This is a genomic window from Symbiopectobacterium purcellii, from assembly GCF_019797845.1.
Classification (GTDB): domain Bacteria; phylum Pseudomonadota; class Gammaproteobacteria; order Enterobacterales; family Enterobacteriaceae; genus Symbiopectobacterium; species Symbiopectobacterium purcellii.
The window spans coordinates 2,071,604-2,089,914 of sequence record NZ_CP081864.1; the positions used below are offsets into that span (position 1 = coordinate 2,071,604).

The following is an 18,311-nucleotide window of genomic DNA, read 5'->3' on the forward strand; positions in this document are numbered from 1 at the left end:
CGATGGACGATTTCTACTCACCCGTAGCGGAATATTATGACCTGGTGGCCAGAGCGCATTCAGAAGGCGATACCGTGCTTCGGGAACGCCTGGCGGCCACTGCGTTAAATGGCGAACCGATCCTGGATCTTGGCGCGGGAACCGGGCGCACGGTCGCGGCCATTGCTGAGAGCGTGCCGCAGTGTGACATTTTGGCGGTGGAACCGGCACCGGCCATGCGCGCCGTGTTGATGCACCGCGTTGTCAACGATCCGCATCTGCGTCAGCGCGTGACGGTAGTCGCTGAACCTGTGGATAAATTGCACCTGCCTGACAAACTGGGCGCCGTGGTGGCCTATGGCGTATTGGGGCATCTGTGTCGGGAAAAACGCCAGCAGCTATGGCAGCTACTGTTACCGCGCCTGTCAGCTGGCGCTCCGATTTTTGTTGAACTGTTGCCGCTGGAAAAACCCATTGTACTGCCCGCCTTTCCGCTCGCTTGTGAAACGGTAGGTAAACGGCATTACACCGCATCATTGCAAGGCGAACCGGGGCCAGACGATACTATGCTGCTGACGTCCTGCTGGACGATACGCGGCGGGCCTTGCCCGGCGCAGGTGATCCGTAATCAGAGCGTCTGGCACACATTTAGTCTGGCGGAACTTGCGCAGGAAACGCGGTTGCGTGCAGAACGTCTCACCGCTCAGGCCGGGGTGCTTTATGCATAATAACGATGCGCAGGATGCTTATCTGACCGATACCCGTTTGTTCGATACCGATGCGCGGCGATTGCCGCCACCGCTTGCCTGGCCGCCGGATGCCGTCCAGCGCTATCAGGATGTGGGCTACTGGCAAGCGGATACGCTATCAACCCATATACTCCGTTGGCAACAGGTTTACAGCGAACACATTGCCTTGATCGCCGAGGGCCACGCCTGGCCCTATTGGAAACTGATTGGTCAGGGCAGGCGTTTTGCCACCATGCTCCGTCAACATGGGGTCTCTCCCGGCGATCCGGTGTTGGTGCAGTTGCCCAATGGCGCTGATTTCGCCGTTGCCCTGTTTGCGGTATTGCTGATTGGCGCTGTACCGGTATTGGTGGTGCCGACACTGTGTCCCAAAACGGTACTTCAGGTGGCGGTGCAGGCTCGCGCCCGACGTTACCTGGGCAGCGCACGTATCTTCCAGAGTGAAAACGAGGCGTTGACCACGCAACTGGCTGAATACGGGTGCCGTACACTCTTCAGTGGCAAAACGGATCGCTTTTGTTTTTGCCAGGAGACGATGATCGCTGCACCGCCGCCGGGGGATGAGGCGGGCAATATTGCGCTGCTGTTACTGTCCGGTGGAACAACGGGCACACCGAAACTGATCCCGCGCACCCATGCAGATTATGTCTATAACTTTCAGCGCTGTGCTGAACTGTGCGCGTTGAGCGAACGGGATCGCTATTTGGCCGCCTTGCCGATGGCGCACAATTTTTCGTTGGCGTGTCCCGGCGCGTTAGGGGTGTGGTCGCGCGGCGGTTGTGTGGTGGTTCCTGCCACGCCAGCGCCTGAGGATGCTTTCGCAGCGATTGCCCGTTTTGGTGTCACGCTCACCGCGTTGGTGCCTTCGTTAAGCCAATGTTGGCTGGAAGCGCTGGACAGTGAGCTTCCTGATTTGCGCTCACTGCGTCTGATTCAGGTGGGCGGAGCCAAACTTGATGCTAATCGGGCCGGTGCAATGCTGAATCGTTTCGGATGCCAATTGCAGCAAGTCTTTGGTATGGCTGAAGGGTTGATCACCGCGACCCGACTGGACGATACACCACACACCATTCTTACCACGCAAGGGCGACCGCTGTGTGAGGATGACGATATTCGCATTGTAGATCCCGCGGGGAACGCGGTCTCCCCCGGTGACTCGGGTGAGCTATGGGTGCGCGGACCCTATACGATTCGAGGGTATTTCCGTGTTCGCCCTTCAGATATGCAGCCATTCACGTCCGAGGGATTTTACCGTAGCGGCGATCGGGTTCGATGTTTGCCGGATGGCAATCTTTGCGTCGAAGGGCGCATCAAGGAAACCATCAACCGCCACGGCGAATCCGTGGCAGCAGGGGATATTGAGGATGCGTTGCGCCTGCATCCTGCTGTGCGTGACGTGGCCGTTGTGACGGGTCTGGATGAAACGGTGCATGCGGTGGTGGTTGCCAAGCGTTCGCTGTTGTTGGCGGATTTATGTGCTTTTTTGGAACAACAGGGCGTGCCCTTATCCCGATGGCCCGACGCGCTGAGCGTGGTAAAAACATTGCCGCTTACCCCAATGGGTAAAATTAATAAACAGGCACTAACGGCGCGCCTTCTCGGTCGTGTAAAGGAACAGGTAAAGGAGCAACCATGATGGGATATCACAGTAGACGGCATCTGATTTTGCCTGAGGCGCAATCGCTGCCAATCATCGCGGAACTGCTCAACCAGTTGAAAGGGGAAGACCACTATGTCTACGAACGTCAATCCTGCTGGTATCTCGCGTTAGGGCAACGGGCATCGTTGACCGTCGATGCCGCTGGCGAGCAGGCGACCACCATTACCGATAACGGCATCAATACCACCCGCGTCAAGGGATCGCCAGCGGAGTATGCCCGTCGCTTTCAAGCGGCACATGGCGGTGACAATCTGCGCATTTATGGCGAAGCGGGATTTCACTATGCGCTTTGTGTTCAGGAGCACGCTTACAAACCGGGGCGCTGGCCGGTGCTGAACCTGATCGTGCCGCGTGAAGAGCTGATTTTTTGCGATAACGGCGTCACGGTGTTGGCGGAGAATGCGCTGCGTTGTCGGCAACTGTCTGATTGGATACTGAGTGCCGCAGCCGTGGCGAAACGTCGCGGTGGGGATGCCAGACTGGCTCACATTGCCGAACTCGCCTGCGATCAGGGCGACTACTGCCAGCGTGTATGCCAGGCGATTGAAGAAATTAACGATGCCCACTACAGCAAGGTGATCCTGGCACGCGTCTTGCCCCTTAAACAATCGGTGGATATGGCAGCAACGCTGCTGCGTGGACGCCAGGCGAATACGCCGGTACGCACGTTTTTATTGCGACAGGGAGACCGGGAAGCCGTCGGTTTTTGTCCTGAGTTGGTGATGTCCGTCGAGCAGGATAGGGTGAGCACCGATACGCTGGCGGGCACCTGCGTACAGCATCAGGATACGGCCCGGTCAAATGCATTGCTGAACCATTCCTTGAGCGACGACAAAGAGATTGTTGAGCATGTGATGTCAGTCAGAGCGGCGGTTGAGGAAATGAAAGGGCTGTGCCAGCCGGAGAGTGTCGTTATCAATGATTTAATGTCGGTACGTCAGCGCGGCAACGTGCAGCACCTCGGCTCGCGCGTCAGCGGTGAATTGGGCTTCGGGAAAGATGCATGGGATGCTTTTGATGCCCTGTTTCCCGCGATAACTGCCACGGGTGTACCGAAGGGCGCCGCGCTGTCGGCAATTGCCCGACTTGAATCGTCACCGCGCGAACTTTACTCCGGCGCCATACTTTGGCTGGACGGCAAAACGCATTTCGAAGCGGCACTGGTGCTGCGCTCTGCATTTCAGGATAGCCACCAGCGCTGGTTACAGGCCGGGGCAGGGGTGATTGCGCAGTCATCCCCCATACGGGAACTTACTGAAACGCAAGAAAAATTGGACAGTATTGCTCCTTATCTGGTCTTCCAACAAAAAACGCGGTAAGGAAGCAACATCGAGGGACTGGAGGAAGGGTTACATGTCATCAGTACAACACCTCTCATCGCTAAAGCAATTAAGCGATTTGGCACGTCATTGGGACTATGAATGTGACATGGTCGCGGCAGGCAAAAGCCCGACCCATGAGATCGCGTTAGAGGGCACGCTGCGGGCCGTGACGTTGCCGTATGGGATCGATCTTTGTCTTAACGACATTACTACCCGTGAGGAAGACTCTCGCAGTGCCACGCTTAAACAGTGTTTGACCATCCTGTTGACCTTGGACGGGGACACGCCAAATTATTATCTGGATGATGGCAGCATGCTGGTGATGGAGCTTGGTGTGGCCAAAGTGATTGCCACTCGCAGCCCGCTCCGCCTCTGGTGCCGCAATCCGCGTGGTCATCATAGCCGTAGTTTGGTTATTCAGGCGGCACCACGTCGCATTGTTGATGGCGAATTGGCGCAGCAGATTGAACGCTTGCTACAGCATGAAGGTATTTACAGTTTTATGGTGCCCTATCACACCCTGACGCTGGCCGAAAACCTGTTTACCCTGTGCGATAGCTGTGTGCCTGGACGTTTACATATTCATAGCTGCGTGTTGGATCTGTTGGCGCAGGGTCTGCGCGCCGCAGAACAGACACCGTCCTTGATGCCCTACACCACACCCTGTCGGGATACAGTGCGCATTCTGAAAGTTCGCGACAAGCTGCTCGCACAGTTGGATAACAATCACTGTCTGTTTGATTTGGCTCGTGAAGCCGGGATCAGCATCAGTGCGCTCAAAAGCAAATTTACGGCGGTGATGGGGCAATCCGTGTTTTCTTTTTTGCGGGAGCAGCGACTGATGCGTGCGCGAAAAGGGCTGGAATCGGAAGGATGGACGGTGAAACAAGCCGCCTATTATGTCGGCTATCAGCATCCCAGTAATTTCTCAACCGCCTACCGCCGCAAGTTTGGTCGCTGTCCCCGTGATGCGCTCAATGCTTGATGCTGGCTCCAATCACAGCTGTTTTAGCTTTTATCATAGTTAAGTTCGCTGGGGTGGCGTCGGGCCTCCCCCTACACTCTCCGCACTGAAAATAATTATCATTTCTTTTTTTCGCTGCGTTGAGGGATGGACATGCTGAACAACAAATACTTTTGTCACAAGCGAGTAACTTACCCGCTGTGCGTATGCGCCGGGTGTGTGCTGTGTGGGGCAGTGGCAGCAACGCCAGTTGATACTGCGCAACCCCCTACGGAGCAGGAGGATGACAGCGTTGTGTGGGTTACAGCCCGAAAAATTAAAGAGGATTCCCTGCGTGTGCCGCTCAGTTTGAGCGTGTTCGACAAACAAATGATTGAAGACCGCCGTATCGATGATATTGCCCGGTTGATCCGCGATGTGCCGAACATTGGCATGAGTGCGCTGGGCGATGGGCGATCCACGCATCTTTCCATGAGAGGCGTGGGCACGTTGGCACAGCCCCTTGGGCACGATGACACCTCGGTCGTCACTTATATTGATGGCGTACCGCAGCCGCTGTTTGGTTCTGATTTGCGTTTTCTCGACGTTGAACGTATAGAAGTGCTACGCGGTCCTCAAGGCACGGTGTTCGGGCGCAATGCCCAGGCCGGCGCTATCAATATCATCACGCGTCAACCGAGCGATGACGCCCAACACACCCTGCGTGCGGAAGGTGCGCTGGATAGACATTCCCAAAATCTTGGGCAGTTAACGTTTTCCGGTCCGCTGCGTGACGATATGTTGAAAGGCAGTTTTTCTGCTGCCTACGCCGATCAGGGCGGTGACGTGCGCAATCAGGTCGGAGGATGGATGGGACGCGAGCAGAACGGTGCAATGCGCACTACGCTGTTGGCAACGCCCGATGATATCACCCAACTGGTGCTGGCGCTAAGCTATGGGCGCGATCGTCTGATGCCGTCCAATTTTGTGCTGCAAGAAGGTACACCGAATTTTCCCAGCGTGGCGCTGGATCCCAAAGGGTGGGCACACCGGGAAACCGGGGCCCTGTCGCTGACCGCCAATCGCACGCTGCGTACCTTGCAAGTGACCTCGGTGACCGCATTCAATCGCTACGATTTCGACAACCTGACGAACAATTCTGAAGCACTCACCTATGGAACCTGGTTTAACCAGCCCAGTGCAGCATTTCTCCCTGCGCTTGACTGGAGTACCTATGACGAAAAACAGCGCAGCTTCTATCAGGAACTGCGGATGAGCAGTCTTGACAAGGCCCGGGTGGGGTGGGTTGCCGGCATGAATTACCTGCACGACGACTATCGCCTGATGAACGATTACACCACGACCTCGCTGTTGGCACCGAGCAACGTCAGTTCGGTGATCAATGGAAGGCGTAATAACCATTATCAAACGGACAGCTACGCGCTGTTCGGCGAACTGACCACGGCGCTGACGGATAGCGAAAAATTAAAAGGCACGCTGGGGTTACGTTATACCCACGACAGCAAAGGGTATCAAGCGCATTTTCAAAATAATGGTCACCCCGGTAACGTTGCCGCCTTCGATCAGCAAGGAAGATTGCAATATGACATGTTGACCGGACGTGCAGCGCTACACTATCAACTGACACGCGATGCCATGTTGTATACCAGCGTGGCGCGCGGAGCCAAAAGTGGGGGCTTCCCCAACTTCACCAATAATGCGCCGAGCGGTATGAGAGATGAACCCTATCAGGCGTCCTCGTCGTGGAGTTATGAGGTTGGCAGCAAGAACCGTGTCGCTGGCGGACGTGGCGAATGGAATCTGGCGCTGTTTTACAACCAGGTGCGAAACGAGCACCTGTTTGCCAAAGAACGTAATTTGATGGCCTTTACACCACAATCCATCGATACCGCCAGCTATGGCGCGGAGTTGGAAGGCGGATGGCAAGTGGCGGAGCACTGGCGGCTTGGCGGTGGTGTCGGGTACACCCATGCCGAGTTGCGCAATGTGCCCAGCAATGTGGCTGATAAAACTGGGGCGCGCGATGGTTATCGTGTTCCTGCCGTTCCCCGTTTTACCACCTCGCTGACCATGGCCTATTACGACTCAGCCGACGTGCTGGGCATCCCAGCCGCCAATGTGTTTGCGCTGGCACAGCATCAGTTTATCGCTCAGCGTGAGGCGAATGTGAATAACAACTTCACATTGCCCGCTTATCGCCAGATCAATCTCAGGGCTGGGTTAGAGTTTCCGTCACTGGATGTGTACCTGTTTGCGCAAAATGTGACGAATGAGCGGCCCCAGTATACCGGCATTAGCTATATGCCCGGCGTGAACGTAGTCACCGTGGGACACGGACGGGTGATCGGTGCCGGAATGAAGGTACACATGTAGCCGTTGTGCCGTACTGTGCGGCGCCCGTTGGCATTATCAGGATTCAGGATTCGAATGAGAAAACAGAGAAAAACACTGTGGGTTGTTGCACTTCTTGCTCTGCTGGTTGCTGCCGTTGGGTTCTTCTGGAGACATAGCGACATCGCTGATACCTCGCGTGATGACAAAACGCTGCGTGTGGTCATGCTTGGCAGTCAAAATGAGACGCTGGAGTATGGTCAGGCCCAAACCTACTTTCCCTGGGCGGTGATGGGAAACGTGTGTGATGTGCTGGTCAGATGGCGCAATGGGCGGCTGGAGTACCAGTTGGCAACGGCCATTGAACCGAATGAAGATGCAACTCGCTGGACGATACGTCTGCGTCCCGATGTCTATTTCTCTGATGGTAGCCGATTATCGGCTACCAACGTGTTGACCAGCCTACAGCAGTTGTCGCAGTCCATCGGCTTTGGCAGTTTTTTTCAGGATGTTGATTTTACGCGGAGTGTTGTAACGGATGCCTTGACGCTGAGGTTACAACTGCACCATCCGCGCGCCGATCTGGTTCCTGCGGTGCTGGCGGCGGCCAGTATGGTGTGGAAAGCGGGTACGCAGACCGGCGATTTCCCCGTGTGCAGCGGTCCCTGGCAGGTGAGCCTCTTTGACGGCATCAACGGTGCCGAACTCACGCGTAACCCGTATGCCTGGCAACCTGTCGTTTACTTTGAACGCATCGTAATCCGTCCCTTGGCCGATGCGGCTGCGCGTGTCAATGCGTTGCTCAGCGGTGCCGCCGATTATGCGTTTGATATTCCCGTGAGCAGTGCGCGCATGTTGAACGGACAGCCCAAATACCGCGTGCTGCGCAGCGGTATCGTCGGTGCCAACGCCTTCTATTTTTCAATGAACACGCGTATTCCGCCTTTTAACGACGTTGAAGTGCGTCAGGCATTGAAGGCGCTGGTGAATCGTCAACAGTTAGTGGATGTGGTGTTGGAAGGGTATGGTTATCCGGGTAACGATTTGTTTGGTCAAGGTCTGCCCGGGGGGAATACGCTGGCCTGGCCGATAAAACACGATGTTGAGGCCGCTCGTCAGGTGTTTGCGCAAAAAGGCATTACTGCATTAACCCTGCTGACGGCCGACTTGACCCCTGGGCTTAACAACGCCGCCGAACTGCTGCGCCAGCAACTGGCAGAGATTGACGTCACGCTGACGCTGGTGCGGCTTAACCCGGCAGACTATCTCAGTGACATTCGGCGGCTCCATCAAGCGCCGTTAATGGCCATGTTTGCCCTCAATCGCCCCTTTGTCGCCGCGCTACCCGTGCTGTTTGGCGACAATAATCCCTATAACTACGGCGGATGGTATCCCTCCAGTATGGTAGAGCGAGTGACTCGCCTGCGCGCCACGCCCGAACCGTCGTTACAGCAACCGCTGTTGCAACAATTGCAAAGGCAAGTCATGCATGACGGGCCCTATCTGGTGTGGGGTTACCGCGATCAATTGTCAGCGGCAGTTACTGACTTGCAGGGCGTGGAATTAAGCCAGGGGGTACCGCTGTTTGCTTATGCAGACTGGATAAAAGGTGCGTCGGCAAATGGCCGTTAATCTCAGGCGATTCTGCCTGCTGCGGGTGCTGACCACGCTGTTTTCTCTGTGGTTGGTGAGCGTACTGACGTTTTATGCGGTGGCAACGGCCCCCGGTGATGCGGTGAACAGGGCACTGGGCGATCGGGCAACGCCGTCGGCGCTGGCCTACTGGCGTCATCAATACGGGCTGGATAAACCGGTAATGGTGCGCTATTTGCACTGGTTTAAGGGCGCGTTAAGTGGTGAATGGGGCCATTCACTGACGAGCCAGCGGCCCGTGACAGATGTGGTTCTGCCCGCCATGAAGCGCAGTGCCACGCTGGCGACCTGTGCGGCCGTTGTGATGTTGTTGCTGGGGTTCTCTGGCGGGATTATCTCGGCACTCTGTCACAGGGCATGGCCCGATCGATGGTTATCCGCGCTCGCCCTGGCTGGGCTGAGTATCCCTGAGTTTGTGATTGCCACACTGCTCATTCTGATCTTTTCAGTGTGGATGGGTGTGCTGCCAGCGGTATCCCTCTCGGTTGACACTGCCAGTGTTGCCGAGCAGGTGCGTAATCTGGTGCTGCCTGCATTGACATTAGGGCTGGTTGCCGGGTGCTACCTGCAGCGGATGGTGCGTATTACGTTGTTACAGCAGGTTCAGGCTCCGTGGTTCATCAGTGCCCGATTAAACGGTGTAACGACGGGGGCTCTACTGCGCGACTATCTATTGCCGAACGCGGCGGCGTCGTTTATTCCGATTGTTGCTGTTACCCTTCCTTATCTATTGGGTGGAGCAATTGTGGTTGAGCGCCTGTTTGGCTACCCCGGTCTGGGCAGTATGTGGGTTGACGCATTTAATGCCCGAGACGGCGCTTTACTTCAGGCGATTGTGATGCTGCTGGCGCTGAATACCGCTGTGTGCTGGCTGGTCGCGGATAGCCTTTCCACACTGATCGCGCGGCGTAGTACGGTATGAAAACGGTGGTATTGGTGCTGTTGTGCGTTCTGTTCGCGCCGTTTTTAGCGCCGTATGATCCGGCGCGTAGCGTAGGGTTGCCGTGGCAAGTGCCGGATGCGCTGTTTTGGTGTGGAACCGACGCGTTGGGGCGTGATGTGCTAAGCCGTACCCTGCACGGTGGCGTTGCCATGTTGCTGTTTTCGCTGATGGCTACATTGGTGGCGTCCATGGTCGGACTCGTCACGGGCATGGGGCTGCTGGTGTTACCCGATCGCGGGTATGCAGTGACGGCGCTGTTAGACAGTATCCTGATGTTGCCGCCGCTGTTGATCGTGATGATGACCTATTATGCGCTCGGTCCCTCACCCCTAACCCTACTATTCGCCATCATACTGCTGAACGTGCCCTTTACTGCACGGTTCATCCGCGCGCTGGCAGAGCCGATGCTGGACAGCGATTACGTGATGGTGGCCCGTGCCGCAGGCGATTCTACCGGTCTGTTGCTTCGACGTGAAATCCTGCCGGGGGTGTGTCCGGCGCTGTTGGGCGATGGTGCAACGCGGCTGGTGGGGGCATTTTATCTGTTTTCTGCGGCCAGCTTTCTGGGCATCAATGCAGTCGGACAGGGGAATGACTGGGCGAGCATGGTCCGCGAGAGCCTGGAAGGGATGGCGCTCAATCCCTGTGCCTTGTTCTTGCCTGCGGTCAGCATCGCCAGCGTGATGATATTGATCAATCGGGCCGTGGACCGCCGGGGGTTCCGATGAGGTCGCTGGTGTTGCAGGTGACGAAATTAGGCGTTGAAGACGCTGTAGGTAACCCGGTGCTGGCCGGCATCTCTTTCTGTCTTGGTATCGATGACGTGCTGGCCGTTGTCGGGTGCAGCGGGGCGGGGAAGAGTACCCTGCTGCGATCGCTGCTCGGGGAACTTGCACCGGGAATGCGTCGGGTGGCAGGGGAGATCTTCTGTTGCGGTTGCGCAGTTCATGATGCCGACGGTGAACGTTTACGAACGTTGCGTGCACAGCAGTGCGCCTGGCTGGGGCAGGATCCGGCACAGGAACTGGTGCCCACTCAGCGGGTTGAACAACTGTTGCTGGGTTTTGTATCAAAAACACCTGAAACATTAAGTGACGCTGTCACGTTACTGCGCGCGATAGGATTACCCACGGATAACACTTTCCTGCGTCGTTATCCGCATCAACTGTCTGGCGGTCAACGGCGGCGTGTGGCGTTAATTCGCGTGCTGCTCAAGCGGCCTCGCTTACTCCTGTTGGATGAGCCTTTCGCCGGTATTGATGACGCACAGCGGTATAACATGATTGCGGTGCTGAGGCATTGGCAGCGAGGGCATCGCGGTGCGTTGCTGTTTATCAGCCATGATGCAACCAGTGTGCGTGACTTGGCAACCCATATCCTGGTGTTACAGCACGGGCAGCAGCAGGCTTACGGCCACGTGGACAGTCTGCTGGCGCAGAAAGATATTCCCTTGTTGAACCCGTGGCAGGTACCGGATAGCGCACCGATCTCGCTATCGGTCGCTACGCGCTCGCGCCCTGTGCTTGAACTCGACAGCCTGTTGCTGTCTCTGCCGTACTCAGAAAACCTGCTGCCGCCGTTGTCCTTGCAGCTTTATGCCGGAGAAATGGTGGCATTACACGGCGTGTCCGGCGTGGGGAAAAGTACGCTCGCTAAAACCGTGATCGGGCTTCTGGCACCTCGGCAAGGAACGCTGCGCTTAGCTGGGGAACCGTTGGCGACGGCGGTTCAACAGCGTCAACGTGGTCAACAGCAGGCGGTAGCGTTGGTGCCGCAGGATCCGGCGAGAACCCTCAATCCCTTTCGGCGCGTTGGTGCGCAGTTATATCAGGCACTGCGGCGTTACGGCCTCCATCAGGAGTACAGCGTTGAACACTTACTGGCGGCGGTGGCCTTGCCAGCGGCTTGTGCCCTGCGCTTTCCGGCACAGCTATCCGGTGGGGAATTGCAGCGGGTTGCTTTGGCACGCGCGCTGGCCGCTAAACCTACCGTGTTGATTTGTGATGAAGTCACTTCAGCGCTGGATGCGCTCACCGCCAGACAAATTCTTGTGCTTTTACAACGTCTTTGCCATGAACACCACATGGCACTGTTGTTGATCACGCATCAGGTGGAAAGCGTACGTGCGCTGTGCCATCGGGTGTTACTGCTTAGCCCCGCGTCGGGCATCACCCCTTCATTACCCCAGCAACAAGGAGAGCCCGTTAATGACGGAGCCGATAACCCCTCTATCATCACCTACTGATTCGCTTGAGAGTATCAATCCGACGTCACTGTTAGCGCCTATTCGTGGTTGGATCACGTTTGCCGCAGTGCTGCAACTGTTTTCGGCGGGGTTGGTGTTGGTACCGCTGGTTGAATTGTGTGAACTGATCCAGGTGTTGATGAGTACGTCGCTGACGCGACATAAGGAGGCCTGGCACGTCATTATGCTGGCCTGCGCCTGTCTGGCTTCCGGTTTGGCCCTGCGCGGCCTGGCGGAACTGATTACTCATCTGGCCGATAATCGTTTGGCCTTATCGCTACGCCGCCAATTAGCGCAACGCCTGTCTCAGGCACCGCTCGGCTGGTTTACTGCCCAGACCAGCGGACGGATCAAACAAGGGCTTCAGGATGACGTTACGGCAATTCATCATCTGGTAGCGCATGCCTGGCTCAATATCACCAATGCGAGCGCCACATTGCTGTTTGTCTACGGTTATCTGCTGTGGGTTGACTGGCGTATGACGCTGGTGGCGCTGGTGCCGCTGCTGCTGTTTACGGTGTTCTATCGGCAAGTGCAGAAAGGGTGTCAACGCAAAATGTCAGAATACGGTACAGCGCTGACACAGGTAAACCAATCGGTGGTGGAGTACGTTCAGGGCATCACCGTGGTCAAGACTTTTGGGCTCAGCGGTAAAGCCCATCAGGCTTATTGTCAGGCAACAACGGGGTTTCAACGTTTCTTCTTGGATTGGGCGCTGCCGCTGATCAAGCCTGAGTGTTTGTCTGCTGTGATGATCGCGCCCATTACTATGCTGATGTTGATGCTGGTCGGCGGCATCGGGTTGATGCATCAGGGGATGCTTGGGATGACACAACTGCTCCCGTTTCTGGTGATTGCGCTCGGGATCTCTGTGCCCGTGACCACACTGAGCCATAGCGCGCAATCCCTGCGTATGGCGAAAGCCGCGTTAGAGCGGCTTGCCACACTGTTGACGATCCCGCTGCAACCGGAGCCGACGCTGAGCCGGTTTCCTCAGAATAACGAGGTAGTGTTTGACCAGATTGATTTTGGTTATCAGCCTGGTACCACCCTGTTACACAACATCTCGCTCACCCTCACGCCAGGCACGGTAACCGCGCTGGTGGGTGCCTCTGGCGCGGGAAAATCAACGCTGGCGCGCTTATTGTTGCGCTTCGATGTGCCCGACCACGGCCAAATTACCTTGGGTGGCATTGAGTTGAGCCAGATTGACAGCCGACATTTATACCGCCAGATCGGTACTGTGTTTCAGGACACGCGACTGTTGCGAATGAGTTTGTATGACAACATTGCGCTGGGCGATCCGCAGGCCAGTAAAGAGCAGGTGGTCGCCGCCGCCAAGGCGGCGCATATTCACGAGCGCATTCTGTGTTTACCGCGCGGTTATCAATCGGTATACGGCGATGATGCCACACTGTCAGGCGGTGAGGAACAGCGGGTTAGCATTGCCCGCGCGCTGTTACTGAAACCTGCCGTGCTGGTGTTGGATGAGCCCACCGCGCAGGCGGATGCGGAATCAGAAGCCGCGATACAGTCAGCGTTCAATGCATTGATCGCGCACCAACGTCGTCAGGTGGTGCTGGTGATCGCCCACCGGCTGGAGACCATCACGCACGCAGATAACATTGTCGTGCTGTCGCATGGCCGTATTGACGCGCAAGGGTGTCATGCCGATTTGTTGGCCGGTGGCGGTGAATATGCACGGCTGTGGGCGGTACAACAAGGGCAACAGGAGGCAATATGCTGTTGATGCGCCTGACCAGACTGATGGGGAAATCTCACGCGTTGTTGCTGCGGCATTATTTGCTATGGGTGTTTAGCTATTGTCTGATGCAGGGGCTGACGTTTGTACTGGTGGTGCCCATTATCCACGCTCTGCTGGATCTGCGCGTGGACGATGCGTTGATGTGGTTGCTGCCGTTAGGCGTGGGGGTGGTGCTAACCGGGTATTTGCACTATCGCGCGGCGTACAGTGGATTTCAGGTGGCGGCAACGTTAATGAGCCAATTGCGTCGTCGCATTGGCGATCATGTGGTCACATTACCACTGGGCTGGTTTGTGCGCGCCAATACCAGCCGATTGGGCCTATTACTCAGTCAGGGCGTGATGGAGATCCTGGGATTGCCTGCCCACCAGTTAACCCCCTTGTTACGGGCGGTGATCACGCCAGCGGTGGTGGTGGTGGCAACCAGTTTTTTCGACTGGCGCGTAGCACTGTGCGCGGCGTTTCTGTTTCCCATGCTGGGGCTGGTGTATTGGTGGGCCGGACGGCTGGGGCGCACCGCTGATCGAGCCGTTCAGACGGCCAATGCACAGGCGTGCGATCGCATGGTGGAGTTTGCGCAAAGTCAGCCGGTGTTACGCACCTATGGCAAGTCCGCACAGGGATATCAACAGTTTGATCAGGCACTTGTGGCGCAAAGCCGGGCTGGGCGGCGTCAGTTATGGCTGGTGTTGCCGCCGTTGCTGTTAAACACCTGGTTGGGGCAATTGGCGTTGATGGGGCTGATGGCAGGGATTACCTGGCTGGTGGTGATGGAAGGCGATGCGGCGCAGCAAACCACGCTGTTTGCCTTACTGGTGCTGGTGAGCAGGGTTATCGATCCCCTCAGTGAGGTGGCCTCTTATGGCTCAGGTATCCGTATGGCGTCAGCCCAAATGGAAGCGGCTGAAAACGTGTTGTCACAACTGTCGTTACCGGCACCGACAGAGCCCGTGCCTTTACCACAACACTACACCATCGAATTACGTGATGTGACCTTCAGCTATCAGCCCGGTGTTAGGGCGCTGCAGCGTGTTTCCGCGACGTTGCCAGCTAATAGCGTGACCGCCGTGGTAGGAGCATCCGGTTCGGGAAAAACCACCTTGACCAAATTGATTGCCCGTTTTTTCGATCCGGATAATGGGGTGATTGCTATTGGCGGCATTAATGTGAAGAGTTTCCCTGTCATGCAACACATGAATATGATTTCACAAGTGTTTCAGGACAATTATCTGTTCAGTGGTACTCTGCGGGAAAACCTGATGATGGGAAACCCGGCCGCTGATGATGACACCTTGAAAAACGTTCTGAAACTGACGCGTTTGGACGAGGTTGTGCAGCGCTTACCGCTGGGACTCGATAGTCGGGTTGGAGAAGGGGGCGGATTTCTGTCGGGGGGGGAACGCCAGCGTGCCGCACTGGCACGTGCATTGCTGAAAAATGCGCCAATCCTGCTGCTGGATGAGGCGACCGGTGCGTTGGATCCGGAAAACCAGGAAGCGATCGCGCAGGGGCTTAACGCGTTGCGTGGTCACTGCACCATGCTGGTCATTGCCCATCAACTGCACACTATCCGCAATGCAGACAACATTTTAGTGCTTGACCACGGGCAAATTGTGGAACAGGGCAATCATCAACAGTTGTTGGCCAAGAATGGACGCTACGCGGCCCTTTGGCAGGCAAAAGTTCGCGCTGAAGGATGGCGTATTGTTCATCCCCGAGAAGATCAAGGAGGAGATAATGTCTGAGCATCTTTGTGACAGTGAACGTTGCGCGACGTATTGGCCGTTGCCTGATGTTGATTTAACGGATTTGACGCTGTTCTCTCAGGGCTTCCCCCATGACGTGTTCACTCAATTACGACAGAATGATGGCGTGCTGTATCATCCGGCTACGCCGTTAACGCCGGATAATGAAGGTTTTTGGGTGTTCACTCGCTATCAGGATATTGTACCGCTCGCCAGAGATATCGATACCTTCTCCTCACACCGTGGTGGCGCTCGTACCGGAGGCGGAACCATGATTGAGGATCTTCCCAGCGCCGCAGGGCCAGGGACCGTCATCAATATGATGGACGATCCGCGTCACAAAGCGTTGCGGCGTCTGATGGCTCCGGGGATCACCCGTGGGCGCATTGCTGCGCTGGAGCCGGTTCTCACCGTGGCGGCACGTCAGGCCATCGTGAGCGCATTAACCAAAGGCGAAGGGGATTTTGTGTCGGATATTGCCGCCGAACTTCCGCTGTTTGCCATTGCGCATTTGGTCGGGATTCCTCCTGAAGATCGGCACCCGATCTCGGGGTGGATTAACGCGGTGCTTGATTATGCCGATCGTCAATTAGGGCAGAGCAGTGCCAGCAGTCAGCAAGGCATGCAGCAGTTTATGGCTTACGCGCAGCGCTTTGTGGAACAACGCCGTCAGGCTCCCGGTGATGACATTGTTTCGCTGGCAATTGCGGGAGAACTGTCTGCCGAACTGGGCAGCTTAACGCCGATGGAGCAAGTGATGGTGTTTAGCGTGGTGATGGTGGCCGGCTTGGAAACCACGCGTAATGCTATTGCGGGGGGAATACTGACGTTTATTCAGCATCCGCAGCAGTGGCTGCTGTTGCAACGTGAACCTGTGCGAATGAACCGGGCGCTGGAGGAAATTCTACGCTGGACCTCTCCCACGCCGTACAACCGCCGCACCGCGACGCGTGATGTTGACGTCGCGGGTAAGCGCATCAAAGCTGGCGAGAAAGTGACACTGTGGTGGGCTTCTGCCAATCGCGATGAACAGCAGTTTGAAAACCCCTTTGCTTTTGATATCTGTCGGGAAAAAAATGCCCATTTAGCGTTCGGTAGTGGGGGACACAGCTGTCTGGGGGCGCAGTTGGCGACGCTGGAGATGCGGGTTGTCTTTCGGGAATTGCTAAACCACATTGATACCTTCGCCTTAAACGGTCCCGTGGAATGGGTGCGCAGCAACAAGCACACCGGTATTCGGCGTATGCCGCTGCGCTACAAAGGGTTATAGCGATAGAGTGCGGCAATGCTCTCTTGTGATGAAGAGTAGTAATAGCCGTTAAAAAATAACGGCTTATTTTTTGAATGAATATTCTGTGTTTACGGTGTAAAAATCAGTATCCGTTCAATACGCTAAGTTATTCTCATGTCTACATTGATACCGCATCGATCGTGCTCAACACTTATTCCATCATCCCCTTTATATGATTCAGATGCGCATAGCCATCGGCTCGGCATACTTATTTCAGCGGCTATCGAGGGAACGCCTTTGCATTGTGATGGTGGTGATGGTGCCACGATAAAACAACACCTTGATAGCGTATACCATCGGGCAAAAAATAACTGTTGTGAGAGCATTGAGTTATTACAAAATATCGCTCTTGGGAAAGGCGAGATTGCAACGCTTACCCAGGATTACCTCTGTCGTATTGTGTGCCAGGATGAAGACGGTGCTGCCAACGTCGCCAAAAAGGCGCGCGCGCAGTGTCAATCGTTAATCACAGATTTCCCCCAGTGGATCAACAATACGTTTCTACAAGACCGGTTTGCGCTGTTGTTTATTGCCGGCACGCACCTCAAAGACGAAGAACCCTGTACGGATAATATACCGGCCCTGGTGAAAGAAAAAATCATGGATCTTGATAGTTTGCCCGTCAAACCGAAGTGGTATACACCGGAGCAAGGGACGTTTGATGCGGTAGATTACGCCACTTTCAACGACAACAACCGTCAACTGCGCTACATGTTGCCTCAAGACGGTGCTTGCCAGTTTCGTGCGGCCTTGATGCTACGTGATAGAAATGAAAATTGGTTGGATGTCGATAAATCGGTTATTTTGCAGGAGATAAAAATTGCCTCTCAGATGCCGGTTCTCGGCATATTAACGCTGGCGATGGCCGTCACCATGCTGTGCGGTGGCATCAACTTGTCGATCATTTCAACGGCAAATGCCTGCTCGTTAGTGATGGCCTGGGTGGCCGTCAGTTACCCGCCGTCGCTGCCACGCTGGTGGCGGGCGTTGGGGCGGCAGCGCTGATTGGACTGTGTAACGGGGTGTTGATTGCCGGCCTCCGGGTGTCGCCCATCCTGGCGACGCTTGGCATGATGACGTTGCTCAAGGGGATCAATATTTTGATTACCGGCGGCAGCGCCATTGCCAATTATCCCGAATGGGTACTGTGGTTAAATCGTGCACAGTGGTTTGGTGTGCCGCTTCCGATGTGGTTGTTTGTGGTGGTTGCCATCGTGCTCTGGCTGGTACTGGAGCGCAGCACGCTGGGCAGGGCGATTTATTTCATCGGCTCCAATGAACGTGCCACCGGGTATTCCGGCATCAATACGCGTCAGGTGCTGCTGTGGGTGTATGTCATTTCCGCACTGTTGTGCGCTGTGGCAGCATTTTTAATGATGTCAAAACTCAATTCCGCCAAAGCTTCATACGGGGAGTCTTATTTGCTGACCGCCATTCTGGCAGTGGTGTTGGGGGGGGGAATCCCGATGGTGGCAGTGGAAAGATTATCGGCATGGCACTGGCTCTGATTCTGCTGCAAACCATTGAAAGCGGGTTTAATATTATGGGCGTCAGTCCGTATCTGACCCTGGCGCTGTGGGGGGCTCTGCTACTGTGTTTCATCGGTGTGAAAGGGCAATTGGGGCTCAGCAAAGCATAACCATGGCCCGGTAGCAGACACTCTG

At 55.8% G+C, this 18,311-nt stretch carries 12 protein-coding genes and 1 pseudogene; all 13 read left to right on the forward strand.

What is annotated here, in order from left to right; translation table 11 throughout:
* The first annotated feature begins 2 nt into the window (after positions 1-2).
* The 13 genes and pseudogenes from K6K13_RS09595 (at position 3) to K6K13_RS09655 (ending at position 18,286) form a co-directional block, all read left to right on the forward strand.
* On the forward strand, positions 3-707 hold the full coding sequence (locus K6K13_RS09595) for a class I SAM-dependent methyltransferase (protein ID WP_222160585.1): 705 nt from the start codon (positions 3-5) through the stop codon (positions 705-707).
* Positions 700-2,364 (forward strand): (2,3-dihydroxybenzoyl)adenylate synthase, encoded by a 1,665-nt coding sequence (locus K6K13_RS09600; RefSeq protein WP_222160586.1) that lies wholly within the window; start codon positions 700-702, stop codon positions 2,362-2,364. The genes K6K13_RS09595 and K6K13_RS09600 overlap by 8 nt, the downstream gene beginning before the upstream one ends.
* Complete coding sequence (locus K6K13_RS09605) at positions 2,364-3,707, forward strand: salicylate synthase (protein ID WP_222161034.1); 1,344 nt, start codon at positions 2,364-2,366, stop codon at positions 3,705-3,707. Before K6K13_RS09600 ends, K6K13_RS09605 begins: the two co-directional genes overlap by 1 nt.
* Positions 3,708-3,741: 34 nt before the next feature.
* The gene (locus K6K13_RS09610; RefSeq protein WP_222160587.1) at positions 3,742-4,695 is read left to right on the forward strand and encodes a helix-turn-helix transcriptional regulator; all 954 of its coding nucleotides are present in this window, start codon (positions 3,742-3,744) and stop codon (positions 4,693-4,695) included.
* 132 nt (positions 4,696-4,827) lie between these two features.
* Complete coding sequence (locus K6K13_RS09615; protein WP_222160588.1) at positions 4,828-7,047, forward strand: TonB-dependent receptor; 2,220 nt, start codon at positions 4,828-4,830, stop codon at positions 7,045-7,047.
* A 54-nt stretch (positions 7,048-7,101) separates the two neighbouring features.
* A complete protein-coding gene (locus tag K6K13_RS09620; RefSeq protein ID WP_222160589.1) occupies positions 7,102-8,637 on the forward strand; it encodes an ABC transporter substrate-binding protein in 1,536 nt (511 codons plus the stop codon).
* Positions 8,627-9,580 carry an ABC transporter permease gene (locus tag K6K13_RS09625; RefSeq protein WP_222160590.1) on the forward strand — a complete coding sequence of 318 codons (954 nt, stop codon included), beginning with the start codon at positions 8,627-8,629 and terminating at the stop codon, positions 9,578-9,580. Before K6K13_RS09620 ends, K6K13_RS09625 begins: the two co-directional genes overlap by 11 nt.
* Positions 9,577-10,329 (forward strand): ABC transporter permease, encoded by a 753-nt coding sequence (locus K6K13_RS09630; protein ID WP_222160591.1) that lies wholly within the window; start codon positions 9,577-9,579, stop codon positions 10,327-10,329. Before K6K13_RS09625 ends, K6K13_RS09630 begins: the two co-directional genes overlap by 4 nt.
* A gap of 17 nt (positions 10,330-10,346) precedes the next feature.
* Entirely contained in the window at positions 10,347-11,846 is a 1,500-nt protein-coding gene (locus K6K13_RS09635; protein WP_222160592.1) for an ABC transporter ATP-binding protein, read from the forward strand.
* On the forward strand, positions 11,809-13,596 hold the full coding sequence (locus tag K6K13_RS09640; protein WP_222160593.1) for an ABC transporter ATP-binding protein: 1,788 nt from the start codon (positions 11,809-11,811) through the stop codon (positions 13,594-13,596). Before K6K13_RS09635 ends, K6K13_RS09640 begins: the two co-directional genes overlap by 38 nt.
* Positions 13,587-15,356 carry an ABC transporter ATP-binding protein gene (locus tag K6K13_RS09645; RefSeq protein WP_222160594.1) on the forward strand — a complete coding sequence of 590 codons (1,770 nt, stop codon included), beginning with the start codon at positions 13,587-13,589 and terminating at the stop codon, positions 15,354-15,356. Before K6K13_RS09640 ends, K6K13_RS09645 begins: the two co-directional genes overlap by 10 nt.
* Positions 15,349-16,626, forward strand: a complete 1,278-nt coding sequence (locus K6K13_RS09650) for a cytochrome P450 (protein ID WP_222160595.1) — start codon at positions 15,349-15,351, stop codon at positions 16,624-16,626. Before K6K13_RS09645 ends, K6K13_RS09650 begins: the two co-directional genes overlap by 8 nt.
* Positions 16,627-17,400: 774 nt before the next feature.
* Positions 17,401-18,286 (forward strand): annotated as a pseudogene (locus K6K13_RS09655) (ABC transporter permease).
* Positions 18,287-18,311: the final 25 nt, after the last annotated feature.